Annotated in this window: 26 protein-coding genes and 1 pseudogene; 15 read left to right on the forward strand and 12 right to left on the reverse strand. The window is 65.7% G+C overall.

What is annotated here, in order from left to right:
* Positions 1-78: 78 nt before the first annotated feature.
* Complete coding sequence (locus G481_RS0106055; protein WP_028029228.1) at positions 79-519, forward strand: GNAT family N-acetyltransferase; 441 nt, start codon at positions 79-81, stop codon at positions 517-519.
* Here the strand turns inward: G481_RS0106055 and G481_RS0106060 are convergent.
* On the reverse strand, positions 503-1,438 hold the full coding sequence (locus G481_RS0106060) for a LysR family transcriptional regulator (RefSeq protein ID WP_028029229.1): 936 nt from the start codon (positions 1,436-1,438) through the stop codon (positions 503-505). The two genes, G481_RS0106055 and G481_RS0106060, sit on opposite strands and share 17 nt — an antisense overlap.
* Positions 1,439-1,561: 123 nt before the next feature.
* On the opposite strand from G481_RS0106060, the gene G481_RS0106065 reads away from it, so the two are divergent.
* From G481_RS0106065 to G481_RS0106110, 10 genes are all read left to right on the forward strand, one after another.
* Positions 1,562-2,992, forward strand: coding sequence for an NAD-dependent succinate-semialdehyde dehydrogenase (locus tag G481_RS0106065; RefSeq protein WP_028029230.1), 1,431 nt, complete (start codon positions 1,562-1,564; stop codon positions 2,990-2,992).
* Between the two features lie 11 nt (positions 2,993-3,003).
* Positions 3,004-3,960 carry a dihydrodipicolinate synthase family protein gene (locus tag G481_RS0106070; protein ID WP_028029231.1) on the forward strand — a complete coding sequence of 319 codons (957 nt, stop codon included), beginning with the start codon at positions 3,004-3,006 and terminating at the stop codon, positions 3,958-3,960.
* 24 nt (positions 3,961-3,984) lie between these two features.
* The gene (locus G481_RS0106075; protein WP_028029232.1) at positions 3,985-4,533 is read left to right on the forward strand and encodes a 3-hydroxyanthranilate 3,4-dioxygenase; all 549 of its coding nucleotides are present in this window, start codon (positions 3,985-3,987) and stop codon (positions 4,531-4,533) included.
* Between the two features lie 176 nt (positions 4,534-4,709).
* Positions 4,710-5,864, forward strand: coding sequence for an ABC transporter substrate-binding protein (locus G481_RS0106080; protein WP_028029233.1), 1,155 nt, complete (start codon positions 4,710-4,712; stop codon positions 5,862-5,864).
* Between the two features lie 132 nt (positions 5,865-5,996).
* Complete coding sequence (locus tag G481_RS0106085; protein WP_028029234.1) at positions 5,997-6,911, forward strand: branched-chain amino acid ABC transporter permease; 915 nt, start codon at positions 5,997-5,999, stop codon at positions 6,909-6,911.
* A gap of 1 nt (position 6,912) precedes the next feature.
* The gene (locus G481_RS0106090; protein WP_051294333.1) at positions 6,913-7,926 is read left to right on the forward strand and encodes a branched-chain amino acid ABC transporter permease; all 1,014 of its coding nucleotides are present in this window, start codon (positions 6,913-6,915) and stop codon (positions 7,924-7,926) included.
* A complete protein-coding gene (locus G481_RS0106095) occupies positions 7,923-8,678 on the forward strand; it encodes an ABC transporter ATP-binding protein (RefSeq protein WP_028029236.1) in 756 nt (251 codons plus the stop codon). Before G481_RS0106090 ends, G481_RS0106095 begins: the two co-directional genes overlap by 4 nt.
* Positions 8,672-9,373 carry an ABC transporter ATP-binding protein gene (locus tag G481_RS0106100; RefSeq protein ID WP_028029237.1) on the forward strand — a complete coding sequence of 234 codons (702 nt, stop codon included), beginning with the start codon at positions 8,672-8,674 and terminating at the stop codon, positions 9,371-9,373. The genes G481_RS0106095 and G481_RS0106100 overlap by 7 nt, the downstream gene beginning before the upstream one ends.
* An 81-nt stretch (positions 9,374-9,454) precedes the next feature.
* Entirely contained in the window at positions 9,455-10,243 is a 789-nt protein-coding gene (locus G481_RS0106105; protein ID WP_028029238.1) for an aspartate dehydrogenase, read from the forward strand.
* Positions 10,243-11,094: an alpha/beta hydrolase gene (locus G481_RS0106110; RefSeq protein ID WP_051294334.1), complete on the forward strand. Its 852-nt coding sequence runs from the start codon at positions 10,243-10,245 to the stop codon at positions 11,092-11,094. The genes G481_RS0106105 and G481_RS0106110 overlap by 1 nt, the downstream gene beginning before the upstream one ends.
* Before the next feature lies 1 nt (position 11,095).
* Here the strand turns inward: G481_RS0106110 and G481_RS0106115 are convergent, their stop codons facing one another.
* The 3 genes from G481_RS0106115 to G481_RS0106125 all read right to left on the reverse strand — a co-directional run bounded on the left by G481_RS0106115 (position 11,096) and on the right by G481_RS0106125 (position 13,608).
* A complete protein-coding gene (locus tag G481_RS0106115; RefSeq protein ID WP_028029240.1) occupies positions 11,096-11,863 on the reverse strand; it encodes a FadR/GntR family transcriptional regulator in 768 nt (255 codons plus the stop codon).
* A 69-nt stretch (positions 11,864-11,932) separates the two neighbouring features.
* Positions 11,933-12,583 carry a YiaD family glycine zipper/OmpA-like lipoprotein gene (locus tag G481_RS26860; RefSeq protein WP_028029241.1) on the reverse strand — a complete coding sequence of 217 codons (651 nt, stop codon included), beginning with the start codon at positions 12,581-12,583 and terminating at the stop codon, positions 11,933-11,935.
* Positions 12,584-12,774: 191 nt separating this feature from the next.
* Positions 12,775-13,608, reverse strand: coding sequence for a methylated-DNA--[protein]-cysteine S-methyltransferase (locus G481_RS0106125; protein ID WP_028029242.1), 834 nt, complete (start codon positions 13,606-13,608; stop codon positions 12,775-12,777).
* A gap of 176 nt (positions 13,609-13,784) precedes the next feature.
* On the opposite strand from G481_RS0106125, the gene nth reads away from it, so the two are divergent.
* Both nth and G481_RS0106135 read left to right on the forward strand, forming a co-directional pair.
* Positions 13,785-14,429 carry an endonuclease III gene (nth, locus tag G481_RS0106130; RefSeq protein ID WP_028029243.1) on the forward strand — a complete coding sequence of 215 codons (645 nt, stop codon included), beginning with the start codon at positions 13,785-13,787 and terminating at the stop codon, positions 14,427-14,429.
* Complete coding sequence (locus tag G481_RS0106135; protein ID WP_028029244.1) at positions 14,426-15,409, forward strand: adenosine kinase; 984 nt, start codon at positions 14,426-14,428, stop codon at positions 15,407-15,409. The genes nth and G481_RS0106135 overlap by 4 nt, the downstream gene beginning before the upstream one ends.
* A 204-nt stretch (positions 15,410-15,613) precedes the next feature.
* On the opposite strand, the gene G481_RS0106140 is transcribed toward G481_RS0106135, so the two are convergent.
* The 8 genes and pseudogenes from G481_RS0106140 to G481_RS0106180 form a co-directional block, all read right to left on the reverse strand.
* Entirely contained in the window at positions 15,614-16,603 is a 990-nt protein-coding gene (locus G481_RS0106140; RefSeq protein ID WP_028029245.1) for an ABC transporter substrate-binding protein, read from the reverse strand.
* 42 nt (positions 16,604-16,645) lie between these two features.
* Positions 16,646-17,485 (reverse strand): ABC transporter permease, encoded by an 840-nt coding sequence (locus G481_RS0106145; RefSeq protein ID WP_028029246.1) that lies wholly within the window; start codon positions 17,483-17,485, stop codon positions 16,646-16,648.
* Positions 17,482-18,366 carry an ABC transporter permease gene (locus G481_RS0106150; protein WP_028029247.1) on the reverse strand — a complete coding sequence of 295 codons (885 nt, stop codon included), beginning with the start codon at positions 18,364-18,366 and terminating at the stop codon, positions 17,482-17,484. The genes G481_RS0106145 and G481_RS0106150 overlap by 4 nt, the downstream gene beginning before the upstream one ends.
* Positions 18,367-18,474: 108 nt before the next feature.
* A pseudogene (locus tag G481_RS23000) lies at positions 18,475-19,261 on the reverse strand (ABC transporter ATP-binding protein).
* A complete protein-coding gene (locus tag G481_RS0106160; protein WP_028029248.1) occupies positions 19,258-19,680 on the reverse strand; it encodes a VOC family protein in 423 nt (140 codons plus the stop codon). Before G481_RS0106160 ends, G481_RS23000 begins: the two are co-directional and overlap by 4 nt.
* Positions 19,680-20,375, reverse strand: coding sequence for an SDR family oxidoreductase (locus G481_RS0106165; protein WP_035025263.1), 696 nt, complete (start codon positions 20,373-20,375; stop codon positions 19,680-19,682). Before G481_RS0106165 ends, G481_RS0106160 begins: the two co-directional genes overlap by 1 nt.
* Before the next feature lie 93 nt (positions 20,376-20,468).
* Positions 20,469-21,923 carry a dihydropyrimidinase gene (gene hydA / locus G481_RS0106170; RefSeq protein ID WP_028029250.1) on the reverse strand — a complete coding sequence of 485 codons (1,455 nt, stop codon included), beginning with the start codon at positions 21,921-21,923 and terminating at the stop codon, positions 20,469-20,471.
* A 166-nt stretch (positions 21,924-22,089) separates the two neighbouring features.
* Positions 22,090-23,340, reverse strand: coding sequence for a Zn-dependent hydrolase (locus G481_RS0106180; protein ID WP_028029251.1), 1,251 nt, complete (start codon positions 23,338-23,340; stop codon positions 22,090-22,092).
* Between the two features lie 126 nt (positions 23,341-23,466).
* Here G481_RS0106180 and G481_RS0106185 point away from each other — a divergent pair, with 126 nt between their 5' ends.
* A complete protein-coding gene (locus G481_RS0106185) occupies positions 23,467-24,099 on the forward strand; it encodes a TetR/AcrR family transcriptional regulator (RefSeq protein ID WP_028029252.1) in 633 nt (210 codons plus the stop codon).
* Positions 24,100-24,193: 94 nt separating this feature from the next.
* Complete coding sequence (locus tag G481_RS0106190; RefSeq protein ID WP_028029253.1) at positions 24,194-25,264, forward strand: patatin-like phospholipase family protein; 1,071 nt, start codon at positions 24,194-24,196, stop codon at positions 25,262-25,264.
* Positions 25,265-25,288: the final 24 nt, after the last annotated feature.

Raw genomic sequence — 25,288 nt, forward strand, 5'->3', positions numbered from 1 at the left:
TGAAGGACAGATGAAAGGCTGGGGTTGCAGTTTTGCGGGCCTTGGCCAAGGTTGATGCCGACAGGCAGGGAGGCACGCATGACCGTCACGATCCGACCTTTGGACCAGAAGGACGAGGCCCAGTGGCGGCAGCTGTGGACCGGATACCTTGAGTTCTATCAGTCCACGGTGCCCGAGGAGGTCTATACGGCCACCTTTGCCCGGCTGATCGACCCGGCGCATGCCGAGCGCGGCGCCTTTGTCGCCGAACAGGATGGCGCGTTGATCGGGCTGGTGCATTACATCTATCATGCGCACAACTGGCGGCTTGAGGATGTGTGCTACCTGCAGGATCTGTATGTCGATCCTGCGGTGCGCGGCACCGGGGCGGGGCGCAAACTGATCGAGGCGGTCTATGCCGAGGCGGACCGCCATGGCACCCCTTCGGTCTACTGGATGACGCAAGAGTTCAACACCACGGCGCGGCAGCTGTATGACCGGATCGCGAAGCTGACGCCGTTCATCAAGTATCAGCGCTAAGATCGCGCGCGGCCGTTTCGCGCAAGGCGCGGATAAAGACCTCGGCCGCCGGGGTCAGGCGGCCATTGGCCCGGGTGGATATGCCGACCGGGCGGCGGGTTTGCGACAGATCGACCGGCAGGATGGTGAAGGCGCCGGTCCGCGCCTCGATCCGGGCCAGTTCCAGCGGCCAGACCGTCAGGTAATCGGTGCGCAAGAGGATCTCGCGATTGGCCAGCACGGACATGGATTCCACATCCCCCTGGGGCGCGCGCAGGCCAGCGGCGCGGAACGCCTCGTCCACCTGGCGGCGCAAGGTGGTTTCGGGGCGCGGCAGGATCCAGCGCTGGCCCGCCATGTCCCCCAGCGTCAGGCTGGCGCGCCCGCCCAGCGGATGGCCGGCGCGAGCCACGACCGCGGCGTGATCGTCGAGCAGTTCCTCTTGCTCGATCCCGTCGCGTTCGCGAAACACCGGCAGGCGGCCGACCACAAGGTCGATGGTGCCGTTGCGCAGCTGGGGCATCAGCGTGTCGTTCGTGCCTTCGACGATGCGCACGATCAGGTTGGGCCGCGCCGCCTTGACCCGCGCGATGGCCCGCGGCAACAGCAGGGCCGAGGCCGCCAGCAGCGTGCCGACCACCACCGTGCCGCTGGAGCCGTCGCGCAGATCGGCCAGTTCCTGTTCGGCGTGGCGGATCTGGGCCAGGATCACCTGGGCATGGGCGATCAGCGCCTCGCCCATGGCGGTGGGCAGAACGCCGCGATTGGTGCGATCGAACAGCGGGGCGCCGATGGTTGCCTCGGCCTCTTGCAGGGCCTTGGTGACGGCGGATTGCGTCATGTTCATCGCCTGGGCGGCGCGGACCAGATTGCCCTCGCGCGCGATGACGACGATCAGGCGCAGGTTGCGCAGGGTCATGCGCGATTCCAGCAGGCTCATGCAGCACCAGATATTCCGGATGGGAATATCAGACTAACTGCAATTCACTTGATTGGAAATCCCCGCCCGCGCATCTTGCCCGCGACAGGTGGCCCCGGCCACGCACGAACGCGCAGGTGATCCATGAGCTATCCCGACCTTCAGCTGTATATCGGCGGCAAGTGGCGCAAGACGGCCGAAACCATTCCAGTGCTGAACCCGGCCGATGAATCGGTGCTGGGGGCGCTGCCGGTGGCAAGCCAGGCCGATCTGGACGATGCGCTGGAGGCGGCGGACAAGGGCTTTCGCATCTGGTCGCGGATGGCGCCGCGGGTGCGGGGCGACATCATCCTGAAAGCCTGCGCCATCATGCGCGAGCGGATCGACGAGATTGCCCGTGCCATCACGCTGGAACATGGCAAGCCGTTCCAGCAGGCGCGGCTGGAGGTGATCCGGGGCTGCGAATTCTTTGAATGGGATGCGGCCGAGGGCCAGCGCCTTTATGGCCGGGTCGTGCCGTCCGAGGCGGGCATCCGCTATATCGTGCTGCGCCAGCCGGTCGGCACCGTGGCGGCCTTCAGCCCCTGGAACTTCCCGATGAGCCAGCCGGCGCGCAAGATCGCGGGGGCCCTGGCCTCGGGCTGTTCGATCATCCTCAAGGCGGCCGAGGAAACCCCGGCAGGCGCGCTGCATATTGCGCGGGCGTTTCACGATGCGGGCCTGCCGGCCGGGGTGTTCAACCTGGTCTTCGGCCGCCCGGCCGAGATTTCGGGCTATCTGATTCCCAAGGATCAGGTCCGCCTGGTGGCCTTTACCGGCTCGACCGCCGTGGGCCGGCACCTGACGGAAATGGCGGCCAGCGCCATGACCCCAGTGCTGATGGAACTGGGCGGCCATGCCCCCGTCATTGTCTGTGACGATGCGGACGAGGTGGTCGCGGGCAAGCTGTCGGCGGAACGCAAATATCGCAATGCCGGGCAGGTCTGCACCTCGCCCACGCGGTTCTTTGTGCATGAATCGAAAGTGCGGGCCTATACTGATGCCTTCGTCGCCCGGGCAAAGGCCACCGTCACCGGCGACGGGTTCGACCCTGCCACCGAAATGGGCCCGGTTGCCAATGATCGCCGCCTGATCGCGCTGCAAACGCTGGTGGACGATGCGGTGGCCAAGGGGGCAAAGCTGCTGGCGGGCGGCCACCGGATCGGCAACCGGGGCTATTTCTGGGCGCCCACCGTGCTGGCCGACGTGCCCTATGATGCCCGCGTGATGCAGGAAGAACCCTTTGGCCCGCTGGCCGTCATCAACCCGATCAAGGATCTGGACGAAGGCATCCTGCGCGCCAATGACCTGCCCTTTGGTCTGGCGGGCTATGCCTTTACCCACAGCGCCGCCAACGTCGACAAGCTGATCGACGGGATGGAGGTCGGCAACCTGTCGATCAACACGCTCGAGGCATCCGTCGCCGAAGTGCCGTTCGGCGGCGTGAAATATTCCGGCTACGGCCGCGAGGGCGGGGCCGAGGGCCTCGACCATTACACGATCATCAAGAACGTCTCGCACAAGATGACGTTCTGAGGGGGAGCGACATGAAATACACCCGCAAGGATGCCAAGGCCCATGCCTTTGCCAACATGAAAGGCATCTGGGCCGCTGCGCTGATGCCGTTCAAGGACGACCTGTCGATCGACGAAGACGGGTTCCGCGCCAACATGGACCACTGGATCGAAGATCTGGGGATCGACGGCTTCTTCATCGCCGGCAAACAGGGCGAGTTCTTTTCCATGTCGGTGGACGAACGCAAGCGCTGCTTTGACCTTGCGGTCGAGGCGGCGGGCGGGCGGGCGCAGACCATCATGTCCTGTTCGGATCAGAACATGGATGTGGTGATTGATCTTGCCAAGCACGCTCAGGCCAGCGGTGCCGATTACATCGTCGTCCACGCCCCCGTGCTGCATTTCTTCAAGCAGCAGGACGAAACGCTGATCCGCTATTACGAAACCATCGCGTCAGCGGTGGATATCGGCATCGCCCTTTGGTCGCACCCCGACAGCGGCTATCTGATGTCGCCCCAGCTGTGCAACCGGCTGGCCGATATCGAAACGGTCGTCGCGATCAAGTATTCGGTCGAGCGTGAGATGTACAAGGACCTGACGCGGCTTGCCTCGGACCGCATCCTTGTCTCGACCGCCTCGGAAGAGGAATGGCTGGACAACATCCTGGAGCTGAACTGGCAGCTCTATCTGTGCTCCTCGCCGCCCTATCTGATCCAGACGGCGGCCGACAAGCGGATGCGCCAGTACACGGACCTGGCCTTTGCCGGCAAGGCCGACGAGGCGCGGCGCATCCGCGACAGCCTCGATCCGGTGCGCCATGCGCTGAAATCCACCCGCCCGGCCGAAAAGCCGCACAGCCACCAGAAATACTGGCAGACCCTGCTGGGCCAGACCGGCGGCCGCGTGCGCCCGCCCTGCCTTGAACTGACCGAAGAAGAACGCGCAGCGACCCGCAAGGCGTTTGACGCCTGCGGCCTGAAACTTGCATGATCCGATAAAGACAGGGAGACCCCAATGGCACGCCTGCAAGCCTTCAACTTCCAGAAGTGGATCGACGAACACAAGCATCTGCTCAAGCCCCCGGTGGGCAACCAGATGGTGTTCAAGGATGCCGACCTGATGGTCACCGTGGTCGGCGGCCCGAACCAGCGCACCGATTACCATGACGACCCGGTGGAAGAATTCTTCTACCAGCTCAAGGGCGACATGCTGCTGAAACTGCACGATACCTCGTCGGGCGAATTCTATGACGTCCCGATCCGCGAGGGCGATGTGTTCCTGCTGCCCGCCCATATCCGCCATTCGCCCCAGCGCCCGCAGGAAGGATCCATCGGGCTGGTGATCGAACCCGCGCGTCCCGAAGGCGCGCTGGATGCGGTGGAATGGTATTGCTTCGAATGCAGCGCGCGCGTGCACCGGGCCGAGGTCGATCTGGAATCGATCGTCGATGACCTGCCGCCGATCTACAAGGCGTTCTATGCTGACGAACAGGCCCGCACCTGCCCGAACTGCGGCACGATCCATCCGGGCAAGGAACCGCCGGCCGGTTGGGTCAAGCTGTAGCGAATCCGCTTGCTGCGGCGCACCGCTTGGTGCAGCCTTCCTATATTGGCCGGATTTTCGAAAATCGGGCCAGCCACCAAGGCATCAGGTGTTTCAGAATTGAAATACTTTCCGCCCTGCGGCATGATTGCCGTCAATCACCAGCACCGCAAAGGTGCGCCCACAGGGAGACGACCATGAAGAAACTGCTGACCGCAGCCAGCTTCCTTGCGCTGACCGCGCTGCCCGGCTGGGCCGATCCGGTCAAGATCGGCATGATCACCACGTTGTCCGGCCCCGCCGGCTATATCGGCGAGCAAATCCGCGATGGCTTCCAGCTGGCGATGGACCGCGAAGGCGGCAAGCTGGGCGGCAAGGATATCGAGCTGGTGGTCGAGGACGATGCGCTGAACCCCGGCAACGGGCGCCAGATCGCCGAGAAATTCGTCAATGACATGGACATCAAGCTGCTGACCGGGATCGTCTTCTCGAACGTCGCCGGCGCGGTGGTGCCCGATGTCGTCGATAACGGCGCCTTCTACCTGTCGCCGAACGCCGCGCCCTCGGGCCTGGCCGGCAAGGGCTGCAACGAGAACTATTTCACCATCGCCTGGCAGAACGACTCGCTGCACCAGGCGACCGGCGCCGCCGCCAAGGCGCTTGGCTATAAAAAGGCCGTCGCGCTGGCCCCGAACTATCAGGCCGGCAAGGACGCCATCGCCGGCTTCAAGCGCATGTTCGAGGGCGAGGTCGAAGAGATCTACACCCAGCTTGACCAGACCGACTTTGCCTCGGAAATGGCCCGTATCCGCGCGGCGAACCCGGAAGTCGTGTTCCAGTTCCACCCGGGCGGCATCGGCATCGCCTTCCTGAAACAGTATCAGCAGGCCGGCCTTCTGGGCGCGATCCCGATGGTGCTGTCGGAACCCTCGATCGACGGCGTGATCCTGAACGCGGTGGGCGATGCGGCGATCGGGCTGAAAGGCACCTCGCACTGGGCGCCTGACTTCGACAACGAAGCCTCGAAGGAATTCGTGGCCGCCTGGAAAGGCAAGTTCGGCGACCGCCCGCTGACCTATTACGCGCAGCAGTCCTATGACACCGGCCTTCTGATCGCCTCGGCCCTGGCCAAGGCCAATCCCGAAGATGCCGACGCCTTCCGCACCGCCCTGCGCGCGGCCGATTTCAAATCGACCCGCGGCAACTTCTCCTTTGGCCCCAACCAGCACCCGGTGCAGGACTGGTACGCGGTCGAGGTGGTCAAGGGCGCCGATGGCAAGCCGACGACCGTCAGCAAGGAAAAGATCATCGAGAACTACGGCGACATCTACGCCGCAGACTGCAAGATGTGATCGGATCGCCGGGGGGCGGCGCGTGGCCGCCCCTTTCGGCGCCTGACCTTTCGCCTTGATACAAATATCCCCGCCGGAGGCATCCGCACCATCCGTGCGCGCCTTCGCCCTGATCTCTTGCGCGGCGGCGACATGATCCTCATCCTGGAACAACTCCTCAACGGGCTTCAGTACGGCGTCATGCTGTTCCTGATGGCCGCCGGCCTGACGCTGATCTTCGGCATCATGGGCGTCATCAACCTGGCCCATGGCTCGCTGTTCATGGTCGGCGCCTATGCGGGCACACTGGCCGCAGCCGAAACCGGCAGCTTCTGGCTGGGCATTCCCGTGGCCCTGATCACCGCCGCCGTGGTCGGCTTTGCCATCGAGGCGCTGGTGATCCGCCGGCTCTATGCGCGCGATCACCTGGATCAGGTGCTGGCCACCTTTGCGCTGATCTTGCTGTTCAACCAGGCGATCACCTGGGGGATCGGGCGCCAGCCGGTGTTCATCGCCATTCCCGAAACGCTTTCGGCCCCGGTCGAGCTGTTGCCGGGCCTGTTCTACCCGCCCTATCGGCTGGTGATCATCGCGGCCGGGCTGCTGGTGGCCTATGGCCTTTATCTGCTGATCAACCGCACCCGCATCGGGATGCTGGTGCGCGCCGGCGCCACCAACCGCGACATGGTGCGCGCGCTGGGGGTGGATATCCGGCTGCTGTACACCATCGTCTTTGGCCTTGGCGCGCTGCTGGCGGGCTTTGCCGGCTACATGTCGGGCCCGATCAGCGCCGTTCAGGTGGGCATGGGCGAGCAGATCCTGCTGGCCACCTTTGTCGTGGTCGTCGTCGGCGGGGTTGGCTCGATCAAGGGCGCCTTTGTCGCGGGCATCCTGCTGGGCGTGGTCGATACCATGCTGCGCGCATTCCTGCCCGGTATCTTGCGCGGCATGATGCCGGCCGATCAGGCCGATGCGCTGGGGATCGGCATCGCGTCCATGGGCATTTATCTTCTGATGGCGCTGGTGCTGCTTGTGCGGCCCAAGGGCCTGTTCGCGGCCGGAGGCTGACATGAGCACACAGTCGCAGGAATTCAAATCGCTCGGCCTGAAGGTTGCCGTCGCGCTGGCCATCGTGGTGCTGCTGGCGGTGCCCTTCATCACCGACATCGTCGGCGGCAATTCGGCGCTGTCGCTGATCACCCGCATCCTGATCTATTCCATCGCCGCGGCCAGCCTGAACTTTGTGCTGGGCTATGGTGGCATGATCAGCCTGGGCCATGCGGCCTTCTTCGGGATCGGCGGCTATGTCGTCGGGCTGCTGTTCGTCCATTACACTGACGAAACGCCGCTGATGGGAGTGATCCCCGGCACCAACCAGCTGCTGATCACCATTCCGGCGGCCATCGCGGTTTCGGGCCTGCTGGCACTGATCATCGGCGCGCTGTCGCTGCGCACCGGCGGGGTGCAGTTCATCATGATCACCCTGGCCTTTGCGCAGATGATCTTTTTCTTCTTCGTCTCGCTCAAGGCCTATGGCGGCGAGGACGGGATCATCGTGCGGCGCACCAATGAATTCCTTGGCCTGAACATGCGCGACCGGCTGACGCTGTATTACGTCATCCTCGGGTTCTGGGCAGTGTTCATGCTGGCGCTGTGGCGGCTGATCCGGTCGTCCTTTGGCACCGTGCTGCGCGGGATGAAGCAGAACGAGCGCCGCATGGCCGCGCTTGGCTTTGCGCCCTATCGCTACAAGCTGTATGCCTTTGTGCTGTCGGGCATGGGCTGCGGGCTGGCGGGGGCCTTGATGGCCAACTTCCTGCGCTTTGCCAGCCCCGACATGCTGCACTGGACCAAATCGGCCGCGCTGATGACCATGGTCATCCTGGGCGGGGTGGGGTCGTTCTTTGGCCCGCTCTTGGGCACCGCCGCCTATCTGGTGCTGGAAACCGAGCTGGCCGCGCTGACCGAATACTGGCAGTTCTGGCTGGGGCTGATCCTGATGGCCGTGGTGCTGGGCACCCGGGGCGGGCTGAATGCGCTGATCGCGCGCGGTGTGGCATTGATCTTTCGGGGGCGGGCATGAGTGCGGTTCTGGAGGTCAAGGGTCTGGTCAAGCGCTTTGGCGGGCTGACGGCGACCGATCATGTCACGCTCGAGGTGCGGCCGGGCGAGGTGCATGCCCTGATCGGGCCAAACGGGGCGGGCAAATCCACGCTGATCAACCAGCTGTGCGGCGAGCTGGTGCCGGATGAGGGCGCGGTCTTCCTGGGCGGCACCGAGGTGACCGGCATGGATGTGCCCGCCCGCGTGGCGCTGGGGCTAGGACGGACGTTCCAGATCACCAACCTGCTCAATGACATGACGGTGCGCGAGAATATCGCCATGGCCGTGCAGGCGCGCGAGGGGCACAATTTCCGCATCTGGGACGCGGTGGCACGCCGCCGCTCGCTGTGGTCCGAGGCTGATGGTCTGCTGGCCGGCACGCCCTTGCAGAACCGGGCGCATATTCCGGTGGCCGGCCTGTCGCATGGCGAAAAGAAGCAGCTGGAACTGCTGGTCGCGCTGGCCCGCAAGCCGCGCATCCTCTTGCTGGATGAACCGATGGCCGGCCTTGGCCATGCCGAAAGCCAGGAGATGGTGGACCGCCTGCGCGAGGTGGCGCAGACCATGCCGATGCTGCTGGTGGAACACGACATGGACGCGGTCTTTGCCCTGGCGACCCGCATTTCGGTGCTGGTCTATGGCCGGATCATCGCCACCGGCACGGTGGACGAGATCCGCGCCAACCCCGAAGTGCGCGAGGCCTATCTGGGCGCGGAGGACGAGCTGTGCTGAACGTATCGGGACTTTCCGCCGCCTATGGCGCCAGCCAGGTGCTGTTCGATGTCTCGCTGGAGATCCGCGAGGGCGAGGTGGTGACCCTGCTGGGCCGCAATGGCATGGGCAAGACGACAACGGTGCGGTCCATCATGGGGCTGGTCGCGCCGAAATCGGGCGGCGTGCAGTTCGAGGGGCAGTCCGTCGCCGGCCTGTCGCCCGAGAAGATCGCCCGCATGGGCGCGGGGCTGGTGCCCGAGGGACGGCAGATTTTCTCGACCCTGACGGTGCGGGAAAATCTGGTCGCCACCGCCTCGAACCGGCTGAAACGGGCCGAGCCCTGGACCTTGGAGAAGGTGTATGACTTGTTCCCGCGCCTGGGCGAGCGGGCCGGGCAGCTGGCGGGCACCCTGTCGGGGGGCGAGCAGCAGATGCTGGCCGTGGGCCGCGCGCTGATGACCAACCCGCGCCTGCTGATCCTGGACGAGGCAACCGAGGGGCTGGCCCCGGTGATCCGCACCGAGATCTGGCATGTGATCGAAAAGCTGAAGTCGCAAGGCCAGTCGATCCTGCTGATCGACAAGAACCTTGGGGTGCTCAAGCGTCTGGCTGACCGGCATTACATCATTGAAAAGGGCCGGACGGTCTGGTCCGGCTCGGGCGCCGATCTGGACCGCGATGCGGCGACCGTGCAGGGCTATGTCGGGCTGTAGCCCCGGCTGAACCGGCGGACCGGGGGCCAGCCCCCGGACCCCCGGGGTATTTTGGAAAAGGCAAAGATGCAGGAGGCGCGCATGGGACGCTTGCGGCTGGTGCTGGTGGGCTGGGGCGCGATTTCGCAGCGGGTGGCGGGGTTGTTGCCGGATGGGGTGGTGCTGGCCGGGGTGGGCTTGCGGCCCGGTTCGGTGGCGGACTTGCCAGCGGGCGTTGCGCGGCTGGACGGGCCAGAGGGGCTGGCGGCCCTGGCGCCCGATCTGGTGATCGAGGCAGCTGGGCGGGCGGCGGTTGCGCCCTGGGGGCTGGCGGCGCTGGCGGCGGGGGCGGATTTCGCGCCGGCCTCGACCAGTGCGCTGACCGATGCGGCACTGCTGGACCGGCTGGTCGGGGCGGCGCGGCAGGCGGGTCGGCAGCTGGTCATCCCGCCGGGTGCGCTTGGGGGGATCGACGCGCTGGCCGCGGCTGCGGTTCTGGGGCTGAGCGAGGTGCGGCACGAGATCGTCAAGCCGCCTGCCGCCTGGAAGGGGACCGAGGCGGAGAGCCTGTGCGATCTGTTCCACCTGACCGCGCCGGCCGTGTTCTTTGAGGGCAGCGCGGATCAGGCGGCGGCGCGGTTTCCGCAAAATGCCAATGTGGCGGCGATCACCGCGCTGGCCGGCATGGGCATGGCGCGCACCACTGTCGCGCTGGTCGCCGATCCGGGCGCTGCGCGCAATGCGCATCGCGTCACCGCCTCAGGCGATTTCGGTCGCATGGCCATTCAACTGGAAAACCGCCCGATGGCGAGCAACCCCAAGACGTCGGAACTGACGGCGCTGTCGCTGGTGCGGCTGCTGGCAAACCGCGTCAACCCCATGGTGATCTGATGGATATTGCGACCGAAGCCACCTGGCCCCGCGACCGGCTGGATGCCGACTATACCGCCCGTCTGACCTGTTCCGCCGAGGACTTCGCCCGGATCACCGAGGATTATGCCCGTCTGTCGCAGGCGGCGCTGGATCTGCCCGGCGCGCGCACCGGCATTGCCTATGACGATGCCAGCGCCGAGACCTATGACCTGTTCGGTACCGCACCGGGCGCGGCGCGGCCCTGTTTCGTCTTCATCCATGGCGGATACTGGCGGGCGCTGAGCAAGGGGCATTCGGCCTTCATGGCGCCCATGCTGGCGGCGCGCGGCATTGCCTGTGCGGTGCCCGACTATACCCTGGCCCCGACTGTCAACCTGACCGAGATCGTGCGCCAGTGCCGCGCGATGCTGGCGCATCTTTGGCACAATGCCGAGGCGCTGGGGATCGACCGCACGCGGATCGTGGTGGGCGGATCGTCCGCAGGCGGGCATCTGACATCAGCCGTCGCGGCGGGGGGATGGCAAGCGGCCGCAGGCCTGCCCAGTCAGCCGCTGAAGGGGCAATTGCCCGTCTCGGGCCTGTTCGACCTGGCGCCGCTGGCCGCAAGCCATGTCAACGACTGGATGCAGTTCACCCCCGAGGAGGTGCAGGCCCTGAGCCCCCTGCGCAATCTGCCGGCCGCCCCCCTGCCCGCCGTGGTCGCATCGGCCGAGCGCGAGACGCCCGGTTTCCACCGCCAGAGCGCGGCCTATGGCCAGGCTGTGGGCGCCCCGGTGCTGACGGTGCCGGACCGCAACCATTTCGATGTGGTGCTGGATCTGACAGACCCTGAAACCGCACTGTCCAGGGCGTTGCTGGGGTTGTTCTGACCTAGCGCTGGGTTTCGCTTTCCAGCCTTTGGCGGGCCACGGCCTCGTACCGTTCGGCCTGCCGCTCGTTCGCCAGCAGACGGCGGACGTAATCGAGATGCCCCTCGACCGCCGCGCGCGCGGCCGTGCCATCGCGGGCCTGAAGCGCGGCATTGATCGTGCGGTGCTGGTCCAGCAGTTCATCGCGCGTGGCGCGCTGACGGAACATGGCCTGGCGGTTGTAGAACACGCCTTCGCGCAGCAGTTCATACATCGACCGCATCATGTGAAGCATGACCACATTGTGCCCCGCCTCGATGATCGCCATGTGGAAATCGGCATCCAGAGCCGCCTCGTCTGCGGGGTCGCGCTTGCTATGGGCGGCTTCCATCTTGGCCAGGATCGCCGCGATCACCATAAGATCGGTGTCCGAGCCCATGAGCGCCGCCCGCTCGGCCGCCAGCCCCTCCATGTCGCGGCGAAAATCGACGTAGTCGAAAAACGCATCGTCATGGGCGCGGAACAGGCTGACCAGTGCCGGCGAAAAGGCCGAGCCCAGATCGTCGGAAACAAAAATCCCTGCCCCGGCGCGGGTGACCAGCAGCCCCCGTTCCTGCAACTCGGCCACTGCCTCGCGCAGACTGGGGCGCGAGACGCCCAGGCGGTCGGACAGCTCGCGTTCGCCGGGCAGGCGTTCTCCCGGGCGCAGGACACCGTGCAGGATCAGACTTTCGATCTGCCGCACCACCGCCCGGGACAGTTTTTCTGACTGGATCTTCTCGAAGGGCATCGCCGGCTCCGCTAGGTCTGGTCAAGTCATATGACCAGCTGTGCAGCCCTGCAACGCCCTTCGGCCCGATCAGCGGTTCGGGCGAATGATGATTTCCACCCGGCGGTTCTGGGCGCGGCCTTCGGGCGTCAGGTTGCTGGCAATCGGCGCATCCTCGCCCCGGCCCACGGTAACGATCCGCGACGAGGGCACACCCGCGCCGATCAGCACCGAAGCCACCGAACCGGCACGCCGCGCCGAAAGGCTGCGGTTATAGGCAGCATCGCCCGTGCTGTCGGTGTGGCCGATCACCTCGATCCGGCTGTCGGGATATTGCAGCAGGTTGCCCGCAACAGCGCGCAAATCGGCCTGAAGGTCGGGACGCACGGCCGAGCTGTCGGTCGAGAACAAGAGATCCTGCGGCATGGTCACGACCAGATAGTCGCCCGCATTCACCACGCCCACATTGCCCGAGGTCTGGGCCCGCAGATCGGCGGCCTGCCGGTCAAGCGACTGGCCGATGGCGCCGCCAATGGCCGCGCCGACCGCAGCGCCCGCGACAGTTGCCAGCGGCCTGGTGCTGCTGTTCGACGTCGCCCCGATGGCGCCGCCAATCAGCGCGCCGGTCAGCGCCCCGGTGCGGGTGCGGGTGTTGTTGGGATCGCCCTGGGGATAGGGGTCGCAGGCGGCAAGCCCGATCAGGGCCACACAACCGATCAGAACAGGGGTTTTGAATTTCATGTCTGTCTCTCGCTCCGATGGCCCAAACCGGCGGCCATTGTCCTATGCTACCATCCGGCACGCAGGCCCTTGAACCCCCGTCGCCGCAGTGTGCAGATTTCCGCCCATCACCCTTGCGTGTCCGCAGGGATGCGCCGGACGGGCCGCACGCTCTGTCAAGGCAACGCACCGGCAGGCAATCGGTTCCCGGCTCAGACCGCCTCGGCGCGTGCGGCCTCCCAGGCCAGCATGGCGCGCTTGACCGGCAGCCCCCAGTGATAGCCGCCAAGCCCGCCCGACATGCGCAGCGCGCGGTGACAGGGGATCAGGAAGCTGACCGGATTCTTGCCAACCGCCGTGCCCACGGCCCGCACCGCGGCCGGCTTGCCGATGGCCCTGGCGATTTCCGAATAGGTCGTGACCTGACCTGACGGGATGCGCAGCAAGGCCTCCCACACCTTGATCTGGAACGGCGCGCCGATCAGATGCAGCCGCGCGCCCTGCCCGCCAAAGGCCGCATCGACCAGCGGCACGACATGGGCGGCATCTTCCACGAACTCTGCCTCGGGCCAGCGGGCACGCAGATCGGCCATGGTGGCGGCGCGGCCCATCTCTTCGGCAAAGCCCAGGCCGCACAGCCCGCGCGAGGTCGCCATCGCCAAAGCCTCGCCAAAAGGAGTATCGAGCCAGGCCCAGCGGATCTCCAGCCCGGCCCCGCCCCGCGCATAATCGCCCGGCGCCATCGCCTCCCAGCGCAGGAACAGATCGTGCAGCCGGCCGGTGCCCGACAGGCCCACCTCTTGCGCGGTGTCCAGCAACGTCATGCGCTCCCGCAGCAAGGCGCGCGCATGATCCAGCACCAGATACTGCTGATACCGCTTGGGGCTGACCCCGACCCAGGCCGAAAACAGCCGCTGAAAATGCGCCACGCTCATGCCCATCCGGCCAGCCAGCTCCTCCAGCGTCAGCCCCGGCCCCGCCGCATCCAGCTCGCGCAGCGCCCTGGCCATGACGCGGTAATGATAGGCCCCTTCCTGATCGTCCATCTGCTTTGCCTTTTCCGAAATACCCTCGGGGGTTTCTCAAGGGGGTGGAAAACCCCCTTGAGCGGGGGTCGGGGGGCTGGCCCCCCGCATCCCTTCAATCTACCCGCACCGCCCTGCCCCCGCGACCCGGATTTTGCGCATTGCCGCACCTGCATCACGCGGCTAGAACCGCCGATATGGCCGCACAGCTTCCCTATGCCACGATGCATGACATCTTCACCCGGTTCCACGCCGCCGAGCCGGAACCGAAAGGAGAGCTGCATCATACCAACGCCTTCACCTTGCTGGTCGCCGTGGCGCTCTCGGCCCAGGCGACGGACAAGGGCGTCAACCGGGCGACCGCCGGCCTCTTCGCCATCGCCGACACCCCGGAAAAGATGCTGGCACTTGGCGAGGAAGGTCTGATCGAACATATCAAGACCATCGGCCTTTACCGCAACAAGGCGAAGAACGTCATCCGCCTGTCCCAGATTCTGGTGCGCGATTATGGCGGTCAGGTGCCATCGTCCCGCGCCGCGCTGCAATCGCTGCCCGGCGTCGGGCGCAAGACGGCGAATGTCGTGCTGAACATGTGGTGGCACATCCCGGCCCAGGCCGTCGACACCCATATCTTCCGCATCGGCAACCGCACCGGCATCTGCCCCGGCAAGGATGTCGACACCGTCGAGCGCGCGATCGAGGACAATGTTCCCGCCGAATTCCAGCAGCACGCCCATCACTGGCTGATCCTGCATGGCCGCTATATCTGCACCGCCCGCAAACCGCGCTGCGCGGATTGCCTGATCAACGATCTTTGCCCATTCGAGGATAAAACCGCATGAAACGCTATCAGGTGGTCGGCATCGGCAACGCCATTGTCGATGTGCTGTCCCAGACCGATGAGACCTTCCTCGATCACATGGGGATCACCAAGGGCATCATGCAGCTGATCGAGCGGGAACGCGCCGAGGTGCTATATGCCGCGATGAAGGACCGCACCGAGGCGCCGGGCGGGTCGGTCGGCAACACGCTGGCGGGCTGCGGCAATCTGGGGCTCAAGACCGCTTTCATCGGCCGGGTGCGCGACGATGCGCTGGGGCGCTTCTACGCCAGGGCCCTGCAGGCCGAGGGCACCGATTTCCCGAATCCGCCGGTCGCGGGGGCCGAACTTCCCAGCTCGCGCAGCATGATCTTCGTCACCCCCGATGGCGAGCGCTCGATGAACACCTATCTGGGCATCTCGGCCGATCTGGGGCCGCAGGACGTGGCCGAGGACGTGACGGGCGACACCGAATTCCTGTTCCTCGAAGGCTATCTCTTCGACAAGGCGCCGGGCAAGGAGGCCTTCCTCAAGGCCGCCCGAACCTGCCGCGCCGCAGGTGGCAAGGCCGGGATCGCCCTGTCGGACCCGTTCTGCGTTGACCGGCACCGCAGCGATTTCCGCCGTCTGGTGACCGAGCTTGATTATGTGATCGGCAACGAACACGAATGGGCCTCGCTTTACGAGACCGATCTGGAGGCCGCGCTTGACATGGCGGCGGCCGATTGCCCGCTGGTGGTCTGCACCCGCTCGGGGTCCGATGTGGTGATCCGGGCGCGCGACCAGGTGATCAGCGTGCCGGTGCACCGCGTGGTGCCGGTGGATGCGACGGGGGCGGGCGATCAGTTCGCGGCCGGGTTCCTGTATGGCCTTGCCACGGGTCAGGATCTGCTGACAGCCGGCAAGATGGGCTGTGTCGCGGCGGCCGAGGTGATCTCGCATTTCGGGGCGCGGCCGGAAAAGGACGTCAAGGCGCTGTTCCGGGCGCAGGGGCTGGTCTGAGCGGCACTGGCTGCGTCAGCGCATGGGCCCGGCCGGGTAGGGGGCCTTCTGCCCCCTCTGCGGCTAGTGCCGCATTCACCCCCGAGGATATTTGGATCAAGGCGAAATAAGGGCGCCGCGCGCCGCCCGGGGCCGGGATCGCAACGGCCACCAGGACCAAGGTGCGCCGGGGCGGGCCGATGATGGCCCCGCCCCGGCCTTGGCTTATTTCAGCGCGATATCGGTGACCGCGTGGGTCCAGCCGCCTTCGGGCTTCTTGGTGATCGCCGGGTTTTCCGCCGATACGGCCGACAGCAGCGCCGCAACGGTGGCGTCGAAATCGGCCGGGTCCAGCGCGCCGTTGCTGCCGGCGGTCAGTTTGGCGACCTCGCTCATCATGTATTTCTGATGGTCCAGCGTTTGCAGGCCGGTCTGGTCGGCATCGACGACGATGGCGGCGGCTTCGTCCGGGTTGGCCTCGGCATATTTCCAGCCCTTCATCGAGGCGCGCACGAAGCGGGCCATCTTTTCGACGAAGGCCGGATCCTTGAGCTTGTCCTCCATGACGTAAAGGCCGTCTTCCATGACCTTCACGCCCTGGTCGGCATAGCTGAAGGTCGCCAGCTGGTCCGGCTTGTAGCCCGCATCCAGCACTTGACCGTATTCGTTATAGGTCATGACCGAGATGCACTGTGCCTCGCCCTTGAGCAGCGCCTCGACGTCGAAGGCCTGTTTCAGCACGGTGACGCCATCGGCGCTGCCATCGGTTTTCAGGCCCAGCTTGGCCATCCAGGCGTAGAACGGATATTCGTTGCCAAAGAACCAGACGCCCAGGGTCTTGCCCTTGAAATCAGCGGTCGAGCTGACGCCCAGATCCTTGCGGCAGGTGAATTCCAGCCCCTGGCTTTTGAACGGCTGGGCAATGTTGACCAGCGGAACGCCGCGTTCGCGGGCGGCAAGGCCCGCGGCCATCCAGGTGGTGATCACATCGGCGCCGCCGCCGGCGATCACCTGTTCAGGGGCGATGTCCGGGCCGCCGGGCAGGATGGTGACATCCAGGTTTTCATCGCTGTAGTAACCCTTGGCCGCCGCGACGTAATAGCCGGCGAACTGCGCCTGGGTCACCCATTTCAGCTGCAGCTTGACCGAGTCGGCCGCCGAGGCCGCCCCCGCGCCCAATGCGGCAAACATTGCCGCCAACATCAACCGCTTCATTCCCGTAACCTCCTTGTTGGTATCGTTATCGTCGTTCAGAACCTAGCGCCCCCGATGCGAGGCGTGCCAGAACGTGACCCGCCGTTCGGCAAAGGACACGATCCCGTAGAACAGCGTGCCGGCCAGCGCCGCTGCGGCAATTTCCGCCCAGACCAGCGGCAGCTGCAAGGCCCCCACTGCCGTCGAGATGCGAAACCCCATCCCGCGCGTCGGACTGCCGAAATATTCGGCAACGATAGCGCCGATCACCGCCAGGGTGGTGGCAATCTTGAGCCCGTTGAACACGAAGGGCATGGCCGCCGGCAGGCGCAGACCGAACAGCGATTGCCAGTAGCTCGCGCTCCAGGTGCGCATCAGGTCGCGCTGCATCCGGTCGGCGGTGGCAAGGCCGGCCACGGTGTTGACCAGCACCGGGAAGAACACCATGGCAAAGACCACCGCCGCCTTGGATTGCCAGCCAAAGCCGAACCACATCACCATGATCGGGGCTACCCCGACAATGGGCAGGGCGGCGACGAAATTGCCGATGGGCAGCAACCCGCGCGACAGAAAGGGCGAGCGGTCGACCAGCACCGCCACCACGGCCGCCGCCGCGCAGCCCAGCGCCCAGCCCGTCACCGCCCCCTTGAGGATCGTCTGCACGAAGTCCGACCAGATCAGCCCAAGGTTCGCGCCAATGGCCACCGCGACCGAACTGGGGGGCGGCAAGATCACCTCGGGCACGGCAAAGGCGCGCACGACCCCTTCCCACAGCGCCAGAAGGCCCAGGCCAAAGATCACCGGCGCCGCCACCCGCGCCGCGCGCCCACCGCGCGCCGCCAGCCACAGGTTCAGCCCCCAGCCCAGCAGGCAGACGGCAAGGGCGATCCACAATGCGCTCATGCCCGTGCCCCCATCATGCGGTCGGCCAGGCGTTGCACCACGCCCAGCGCGACGATCAGCACCCCCGCCAGCAATGTCGCGGCAAACAGCGAGGCCCACATCAGCAGCGGCTGGCCGAACTGGCTGGCCACCAGCATCCGCGCGCCCAAGCCTTCGACCGCGCCGGTCGGCAATTCGCCCACGATGGCCCCGACCAGCGCCGCCGCGATCGACACCTTGAGCGAGGCAAAGAAGAACGGCAGCGACGAGGGCAGGCGCAGTTTCAGGAACTCCTGCGCGCCACTGGCGCTATAGGTGCGCAGCAGATCAAGCTGCATCGGATCTGGGCTGCGCAGGCCCTTGACCATGCTGACCAGCACGGGGAAAAAGCTCAGATAGGCCGCGATCAGCGTTTTCGACACCAGCCGGTTTTCCACCCCCAGCCGGTCGCCCAGCCCCAGCGAGTTGGACAGCACCACGATCATGGGGGCCAGCGCGACAATGGGAATGGTCTGGCTGATGATCGCCCAGGGCATGACCGACAGGTCAATCACCCGGAAATAGACGATCCCCACCGCCAGCAGCACCCCGATCACCACGCCCAGACCAAAGCCGGTCATCGTGGCCTGCAAGGTGATCAGCGCATGATAGACCAGACTGCGCTTCGAGGTGATCTTTTCGCTGACGATCCCCTTCCAAAGTTCGGCCGCCACCTGATGGGGCGCCGCCAGCATCGGGCGCTTCTCGCTCATCGTGGCGGCGATGGTTTGCCCCAGCGTCAGCTCCACATTGCCCCGCCGCGCGGCATCGCGCACCTGCGGGGCGTTCATGAACACCGTCGCGGCATACCAGATGCCAAGGATCACCAGCAGCACGCTCAGCACGGGACCTGCGGTCTTCATGCCCTGCCCCCTTTGCCTTTTTCAAAATACCCTCGGGGGGTTCCAAGGGGGGCAGACAGCCCCCCTTGGCGGGGAGCGCGAGGGGCTGGCCCCTCGCCGGCGCAGGGATCAGTCATCGACATGCCCGGCCCTCAGCCCTTCGCGCACCCGGTGCGCGATCTCGATGAATTCCCGGCTGTCACGGATCTCCAGCGGCCGGTCCTTCGGCAGCGGGCTGTCGATCACATCGGTGATCCGTCCGGGGCGCGGCGACATCACCACGATCTTGGTCGACAGATAGACCGCCTCGGGGATCGAATGGGTGACGAATCCTACCGTCTTGCCGGTGGCAGCCCACAGCTTCAGCACCTCTTCATTCAGCCGGTCGCGGACAATCTCGTCCAGCGCCAAAGGGCTCGTCCATCAGCAGGATGTCGGCGTCAAAGGCCAGCGCCCGGGCGATGCTGGCGCGCTGCTGCATCCCGCCCGACAGCTGCCAGGGGTATTTCTTGCCAAAGCCCGACAGCTCGACCAGCTCCAGCACCCGCTCGACCCGGCGGTCCTGTTCGGCCTTGTCAAAACCCATGATCTCCAGCGGCAGCTTGATGTTCCCCGCGATGGTCCGCCACGGGTAAAGCCCCGCCGCCTGGAACACATAGCCATAGGCGCGCTTCTTGCGCGCCTCGTCAGGCGACATGCCATTCACCGTCAGGCTGCCGCCCGTCGCATGTTCCAGCGCCGCGACACAGCGCAGGAACGTCGTCTTGCCACAGCCCGACGGGCCGATGAACGACACGAACTCGCCCTTGCGGATCGTCAGGTCCACATCCTTCAGCGCGTGGACCGGACCATCGGCGGTCTGGAACACCAGGTTGAGGCCCCTAGCCTCGATCACTGGCGGGGCAGTCGTCGTCATTCAGGTATCTCCCACAGCCTCGGAGAGGCGAATTCCACGGAATTGCCCGCAGGATCGCGGACATAGATCGAGCGCACGCCCGAAGGCCAGCGCAGGTCGCGCTCAATGGCGATTCCCGCAGCGGTCAAATGGGCCGCCATGGCCTCCATCTGGTCCTCGGGCACCGAAAAGCAGACATGTCCGGGCCCCACCGCCCCATGGGTCGGCACCGGCAGGGCACCGGGTGGGTGGGGCACCTGCGTCGCCTCGGCCCGGAACACCAGCAGCACCCCCGGCCCGGTGCGAAAGAACACATGCCGCCCGGCCAGCGCCATGATCTCGGCCAGCCCCAGCACGCCGCCGTAGAACCCGCGCGCCGCGTCCAGATCGTCCGCGTAAAGCGCAGTTTCCAGCACGCCGGTGATCGGGGCCGCCGCCATCATACCCCCCGCATCAATCCGCCATCGACACGGATGTTCTGCCCGGTGATATAGCCCGCCCCGTCCGAGGCCAGAAAGGCCACCGTCCGCCCGATTTCCTCGGCCGTCCCATAGCGTTTCATCGGCACGGCAGCGGCGCGTTCGTCCTTTTTCGGCAGGCTGTCGATCCAGCCGGGCAGGACGTTGTTCATGCGGATGTTCTTGGCCCCATAGGTGTCGGTGAAGATCTTGGTAAAGCTGGCCAGCCCCGCCCGCGCAAAGGCCGAGGTCGGGAACATCTCGCTGGGTTCGAACGCCCAGGCGGTCGAGATGTTGATGATCGACCCGCCGCCTTGCCATTCCATCACCGGCGTGACCGCCCGCACCGCCCGCACGACATTGAGGAAATAGACCTCGACCCCCTCGTGCCAGTCGGCATCGGTCAGATCCAGCAAGGGCCCCTTGGGGCCATGGCCGGCACTGTTCACCAGGGCGTCGACGCGGCCCCAATTCTCCTGCATCGCCTCGATCAATCGCTTGATGTCGGCCTCGGATCGGTTGGTGCCGGTCATGCCGATGCCGCCCAGTTCCTCGGCCAGCGCAGCCCCCTTGCCCGAGGATGACAGGATGCCGACCGCGAACCCGTCCGCCGCCAGCGCGCGGGCCGAAGCCGCGCCCATCCCGGATCCGCCACCAATGATCAATGCCGTTTTCATGCTGCCCTCCTGGTCTTGCAGGGTATAGCATGGCATTGGTCCCGGTGGCTCGGCCAGTCTGAAACGTGGCTTGGCTGGCAGAACATCCTGGCCCTAGACTCCCGTCGCCGGAATACCGCTGCGCTGCACGGGGCGCGGGGCGGTCAGATCCTTCCATGCCGTCAGCGCACGGTTCACCGCCGGGCGCGGCGCGCGCGGGGTGAACTGGCCCCAGCCCTCTTGCGGCTTGATCGTGCCATCTTCCACGGCCACGCGGCCCCGGGTCAGGGTGTAGCGCGGCATCCCCTTCAGCTTCTGCCCCTCGAACACGTTATAGTCGATGCTGGATTGCTGGGTCTTGGCCGAAACCACGCCCTCTTTGGCCGGATCCCAAACCACCAGATCGGCATCGGCCCCGACCAGAACCGCGCCCTTCTTCGGATACATGTTCAGGATCTTGGCGATATTGGTGCTGGTGACGGCGACGAATTCGTTCGGCGTCAGCCGCCCGGTGTTCACGCCCTGCGCCCACAGCACCGGAAGCCGATCCTCCAGCCCGCCGGTCCCGTTCGGGATCTTGGAAAAATCGCCCACGCCATAGCGCTTCTGATCGGTGGTAAAGGCGCAATGGTCGGTCGCCACACAGGACAACGAGCCCGATTGCAACCCGGCCCACAGGCTATCCTGGTGCGTCTTGTTGCGGAACGGCGGGCTCATCACGCGGCGGGCAGCATGGTCCCAGTCGGTGTGGAAATATTCCGACTCGTCCAGCACCAGATGCTGGATCAGCGGCTCGCCCCAGACCCGCTTGCCGGCCTGCCGCGCACGGCGGATCGCCTCGTGGCTTTCCTCGCAGCTGGTGTGGACCACATAAAGCGGCACGCCCGCCATGTCGGCAATCATGATGGCGCGGTTGGTCGCCTCGCCCTCGACCTGCGGCGGGCGGGAATAGGCGTGACCTTCGGGGCCATTGTTGCCTTCGGCCAGCAGGCGCGCGGTCAGCTCGGCCACCACATCGCCGTTTTCGGCATGCACCATCGCCAGCCCGCCCAGATCGCCCACCCGGCGGAACGACTGGAACATCTCGTCGTCATTCACCATCAGGGCGCCCTTGTAGGCCATGAAGTGCTTGAAGCTGGTCATGCCGGCCTTGACGCTGGCCTCCATGTCTTCCCAGACCTTCTCGCCCCACCAGGTGATCGCCATGTGGAAACTATAGTCACAATGCGCGCGGGTGGATTTGTTGTGCCACATCTGCGCGGCATCCATCAGGCCCTGGCCCTGACCCGGCAGCACGAAATCCACCACCATCGTGGTCCCGCCCGCCAGCGCGGCGCGGGTGCCGGATTCGAAATCGTCCGCCGAATAGGTGCCCATGAAGGGCATTTCCAGATGGGTATGCGGGTCAATCCCGCCCGGCATGATGTAGCAGCCCGAGGCGTCGAGCACCCTGTCGCCGCTCAGCCCCTTGCCGATCTCGACGATCACGCCCCCCTCGATCTTGACGTCGGCCTCATAGGAAAGGTCCGCCGTGACAACCGTTCCGCCCTTGATGACAGTGCTGGTCATCCCATGCTCCCGATTTCTGTGTTTCGCCTTGTCGAAGTATCCCACGGGGGTCCGGGGGTGTGAAACCCCCGGCCTCTCCGTCAGTCGATGCAGTCGTGATGCTGGCTGCGCCACACCTGGCCAGCCGCAAGGTGCGACATGGCTGAATTGTCGGCCCCCAGCCAGATCACGCCACAACCCCGGCTGCATCCAGCACCGCGTGCAACAGCACATCGGTGCCCGCCGCCGCCCATTCGGGGCTGATCTTCTCGGCCTCGTTGTGGCTCAGACCATCCACGCAGGGGCACATGATCATCGTGGTCGGCGCCACCCGCGCCGCCCAGCAGGCATCATGGCCAGCGCCGGAAACGATATCCATATGGCTATAGCCCAGCTGCTCGGCCGCGCTGCGCACCTTGGCCACCAGATCGGGGGTAAAGGTCACCGGGTCGAAATGCCCCACCGCTTCGACCGCGCAGCCAACGCCCAGCTCGGCGCAGATCGCGGCGGCCTTCGATTCGATCTGGGCGCGCATGGAATCCAGCTTGGCCTGATCGACGGTGCGGATATCGACCGTGAACACCACCTTGCCCGGCAGCACGTTGCGGCTGTTGGGGGTGAATTTCATCTGCCCCACACCGCCCACGGCATTCGGCTGATGATCCATCGCCACCGCCTGCACCATTTCCAGGATCCGCGCCATGGCCAGACCCGCATTCACCCGCATCGCCATCGGGGTGGATCCGGTATGCGCCTCGCGCCCGGTCAGGGTGAATTCCAGCCACCACAGCCCCTGGCAATGGGTGACAACGCCGATGTCCTTGCCCTCGGCCTCAAGGATCGGGCCCTGTTCGATATGCAGCTCGAAATAGGCGTGCATCTTGCGCGCGCCGGGAACCTCGTCCCCGACCCAGCCGATGCGCTTCAGCTCGTCGCCAAAGCGCAGCCCCTCCATGTCGGTGCGGGCATAGGCGTAGTCCTGATCGATCGTCCCGGCGAACACGCCCGAGGCCAGCATCGCCGGGGCAAACCGCGCACCTTCCTCGTTCGTCCAGTTGACGATCACGATCGGGTGTTTCGTGCGGATGCCGGCATCGTTCATCGTGCGCACGGCTTCCAGCGCGCCAAGGACGCCCAGAACACCATCGTATTTCCCGCCGGTCGGCTGGGTATCCAGATGGCTGCCCATATAGACCGGCAGGGCATCCGGGTCTGTGCCAGGGCGGGTGAAATACATCGTGCCCATGGTATCGACGCCCATGGTCATGCCTGCTGCCTCGGCCCAGGATTTGAACAGGTGCCGCCCTTCGTTGTCGGCGTCGGTCAGGGTCTGGCGGTTGCAGCCCCCCGCGATGCCGGGGCCGACCTTGGCCATCTCTTCAAGGCTGTCCCACAGCCGCGCGGAATCGATCCGCAGGTTCTGCCCCGCTGGCGCCATCGCTTGCTCCCTGACGGCAGGGGTCTTGTGCCCCTTGCCTCGAATCTTAACCTGACCGTATGGTCAAGGTTGAGGCTACACTCCCTGACCATCCGGTCAACGATTTTCTCGACGCATGGGGGCCAGATGACCGAAACCGCACGTCCGATGCGTCGGCAAGAGATACGCGAACAGAACGAACGGCTTATTTTGCAGGCAGCCGAAAAAGTCTTTGCCGAGGCAGGCTTTGGCGGGGCCACCATGCAGCTGATCGCCGATGTGGCCGGGCTGCCCAAGGCAAATCTGCACTATTATTTTGCAACCAAGGAAGACCTCTATCGCCGCGTGGTGCAGGAGATCTTTGAAATCTGGCTGCGCGCCGCCGATGCGATGGACGATGCCGAAGGCCCGGCCCAAGGGATCGCCGCCTATATCGACGCCAAGATGGAAATCAGCCGCCGCCACCCGCACGGGTCCAAGGTCTGGGCCTCCGAGGTGATGCACGGCGCGCCGGTGATCCAGGACTATCTGGAAACCACCCTGCGCAACTGGACCGAAGGGCGCATCGCGGTGATCAACCGCTGGATCGCTGACGGACGCATGGCCCCCGTGGACCCGCGCCATCTGCTTTACATGCTGTGGGCAACCACCCAGCATTATGCCGATTTCAGCCACCAGATCGAGACGCTGAACGGCGGCGCGCCGCTGACCGATCGCCAGTGGGCCGAGGCGAAAGCCAGCGTCAAGACGATCATCCTGCGCGGGATCGGTGTGATCTGACCAAGGGTTGCGGTCGCTGCAACGCAGCGTTCCCTTGCTGCGGTTGTGGTTTTCCGTCATGCTGCGCCGCAGTATGGCCGTCCAGGAGAATGCGATGACCCCGTCTGAAACATCGCGGCCGATCAGACTTGCCTTGCAGGGGGGCGGATCGCACGGGGCATTGGCCTGGGGGGTGCTGGATCGCCTGCTGCAAGATCCCCGGCTGCACATCGACCAGATCAGCGGCACCAGCGCCGGGGCGATGAACGCCGTCGTTCTGGCCGCCGCCTACGAATCCGGTGGCCCCGAAGGCGCCCGCGCCGCGCTGGCGCGCTTTTGGGAAGCGATCAGCGAGGCTGCGCGCTTTTCCCCGATGCAGCCTGCACCCTGGGATCGGCTGCTAGGCAACGATTCGCTGGACAATTCGCCCGCCTATCTGATGCTGGATGGCCTGAGCCGCATGTTCTCGCCCTATGAGCTGAACCCGCTGGGGCTGAACCCCTTGCAGGATCTGGTCGCGGAACATGTCGATTTCGCCGCGCTGAACCGCTGCAAGGCGATCCGGGTGCATGTCACCGCCACCAGCGTGCGCACCGGCCAGGCGCGCACCTTTTCCACGGGCGAGCTGTCCGCCGATGCCGTCATGGCCTCGGCCTGCCTGCCGCAGATGTACAAGGCCGTCGAAATCGACGGCGAGGCCTATTGGGACGGCGGCTTTTCCGCCAATCCGGCGATCTTTCCGCTGGTGGGCGACGGAGGCAGCAACGATGTGCTGATCGTGCAGCTGAACCCGATGATCCGCGACGAAATCCCCCGCACCGCGCGCGAGATCATCAACCGGATGAACGAGATCAGCTTCAACACCAGCCTTCTCAAGGAGTTGCGTACGCTCGATCTGCTGCGGCAGCTGTCCGAACAGGGCCGCGTCGATCTGCGCGGCGAGGTGCGGCTGCACATGATCCACTGCGGCGAGGATCTGCGCGAGCTGGCAGCCTCGAGCAAGATGAACGCCGACTGGGCCTATCTGCAAAAGCTGTTCGAGCGCGGCCGCGCCTGGGCGGATGACTGGCTGGAACGCCATTTCGCCGATGTCGGACAGCGGTCCTCGTTCAGCCTCGAGCGGCTGTTCAGCCCGCATCATCGGCCGGGCGGTCTCGCCCCGCTGACGCCGCGCGACCTGGCCTGACACCCGGCCGGGCAAGAAAGTTGC

Source organism: Gemmobacter nectariphilus DSM 15620 (genome assembly GCF_000429765.1).
Classification (GTDB): domain Bacteria; phylum Pseudomonadota; class Alphaproteobacteria; order Rhodobacterales; family Rhodobacteraceae; genus Wagnerdoeblera; species Wagnerdoeblera nectariphila.

Excerpts from the sequence above, each read along its gene's own strand:
- G481_RS0106150 (WP_028029247.1), bottom strand. The coding sequence starts at position 18,366 with ATGAAGACCGCAGGTCCCGTGCTGAGCGTGCTGCTGGTGATCCTTGGC.
- G481_RS0106065 (WP_028029230.1), top strand. The coding sequence starts at position 1,562 with ATGAGCTATCCCGACCTTCAGCTGTATATCGGCGGCAAGTGGCGCAAG.
- G481_RS0106075 (WP_028029232.1), top strand. The coding sequence starts at position 3,985 with ATGGCACGCCTGCAAGCCTTCAACTTCCAGAAGTGGATCGACGAACAC.
- G481_RS0106135 (WP_028029244.1), top strand. The coding sequence starts at position 14,426 with ATGAAACGCTATCAGGTGGTCGGCATCGGCAACGCCATTGTCGATGTG.
- hydA (WP_028029250.1), bottom strand. The coding sequence starts at position 21,923 with ATGACCAGCACTGTCATCAAGGGCGGAACGGTTGTCACGGCGGACCTT.
- G481_RS0106110 (WP_051294334.1), top strand. The coding sequence starts at position 10,243 with ATGGATATTGCGACCGAAGCCACCTGGCCCCGCGACCGGCTGGATGCC.
- G481_RS0106125 (WP_028029242.1), bottom strand. The coding sequence starts at position 13,608 with ATGGACGATCAGGAAGGGGCCTATCATTACCGCGTCATGGCCAGGGCG.
- G481_RS0106055 (WP_028029228.1), top strand. The coding sequence starts at position 79 with ATGACCGTCACGATCCGACCTTTGGACCAGAAGGACGAGGCCCAGTGG.
- G481_RS0106085 (WP_028029234.1), top strand. The coding sequence starts at position 5,997 with ATGATCCTCATCCTGGAACAACTCCTCAACGGGCTTCAGTACGGCGTC.
- G481_RS0106165 (WP_035025263.1), bottom strand. The coding sequence starts at position 20,375 with ATGAAAACGGCATTGATCATTGGTGGCGGATCCGGGATGGGCGCGGCT.
- G481_RS0106090 (WP_051294333.1), top strand. The coding sequence starts at position 6,913 with ATGAGCACACAGTCGCAGGAATTCAAATCGCTCGGCCTGAAGGTTGCC.
- G481_RS0106140 (WP_028029245.1), bottom strand. The coding sequence starts at position 16,603 with ATGAAGCGGTTGATGTTGGCGGCAATGTTTGCCGCATTGGGCGCGGGG.
- G481_RS0106115 (WP_028029240.1), bottom strand. The coding sequence starts at position 11,863 with ATGCCCTTCGAGAAGATCCAGTCAGAAAAACTGTCCCGGGCGGTGGTG.
- G481_RS0106145 (WP_028029246.1), bottom strand. The coding sequence starts at position 17,485 with ATGAGCGCATTGTGGATCGCCCTTGCCGTCTGCCTGCTGGGCTGGGGG.
- G481_RS26860 (WP_028029241.1), bottom strand. The coding sequence starts at position 12,583 with ATGAAATTCAAAACCCCTGTTCTGATCGGTTGTGTGGCCCTGATCGGG.
- G481_RS0106105 (WP_028029238.1), top strand. The coding sequence starts at position 9,455 with ATGGGACGCTTGCGGCTGGTGCTGGTGGGCTGGGGCGCGATTTCGCAG.
- G481_RS0106180 (WP_028029251.1), bottom strand. The coding sequence starts at position 23,340 with ATGGCGCCAGCGGGGCAGAACCTGCGGATCGATTCCGCGCGGCTGTGG.
- G481_RS0106185 (WP_028029252.1), top strand. The coding sequence starts at position 23,467 with ATGACCGAAACCGCACGTCCGATGCGTCGGCAAGAGATACGCGAACAG.
- G481_RS0106070 (WP_028029231.1), top strand. The coding sequence starts at position 3,004 with ATGAAATACACCCGCAAGGATGCCAAGGCCCATGCCTTTGCCAACATG.
- G481_RS0106060 (WP_028029229.1), bottom strand. The coding sequence starts at position 1,438 with ATGAGCCTGCTGGAATCGCGCATGACCCTGCGCAACCTGCGCCTGATC.
- G481_RS0106080 (WP_028029233.1), top strand. The coding sequence starts at position 4,710 with ATGAAGAAACTGCTGACCGCAGCCAGCTTCCTTGCGCTGACCGCGCTG.
- G481_RS0106190 (WP_028029253.1), top strand. The coding sequence starts at position 24,194 with ATGACCCCGTCTGAAACATCGCGGCCGATCAGACTTGCCTTGCAGGGG.
- nth (WP_028029243.1), top strand. The coding sequence starts at position 13,785 with ATGGCCGCACAGCTTCCCTATGCCACGATGCATGACATCTTCACCCGG.
- G481_RS0106160 (WP_028029248.1), bottom strand. The coding sequence starts at position 19,680 with ATGGCGGCGGCCCCGATCACCGGCGTGCTGGAAACTGCGCTTTACGCG.
- G481_RS0106095 (WP_028029236.1), top strand. The coding sequence starts at position 7,923 with ATGAGTGCGGTTCTGGAGGTCAAGGGTCTGGTCAAGCGCTTTGGCGGG.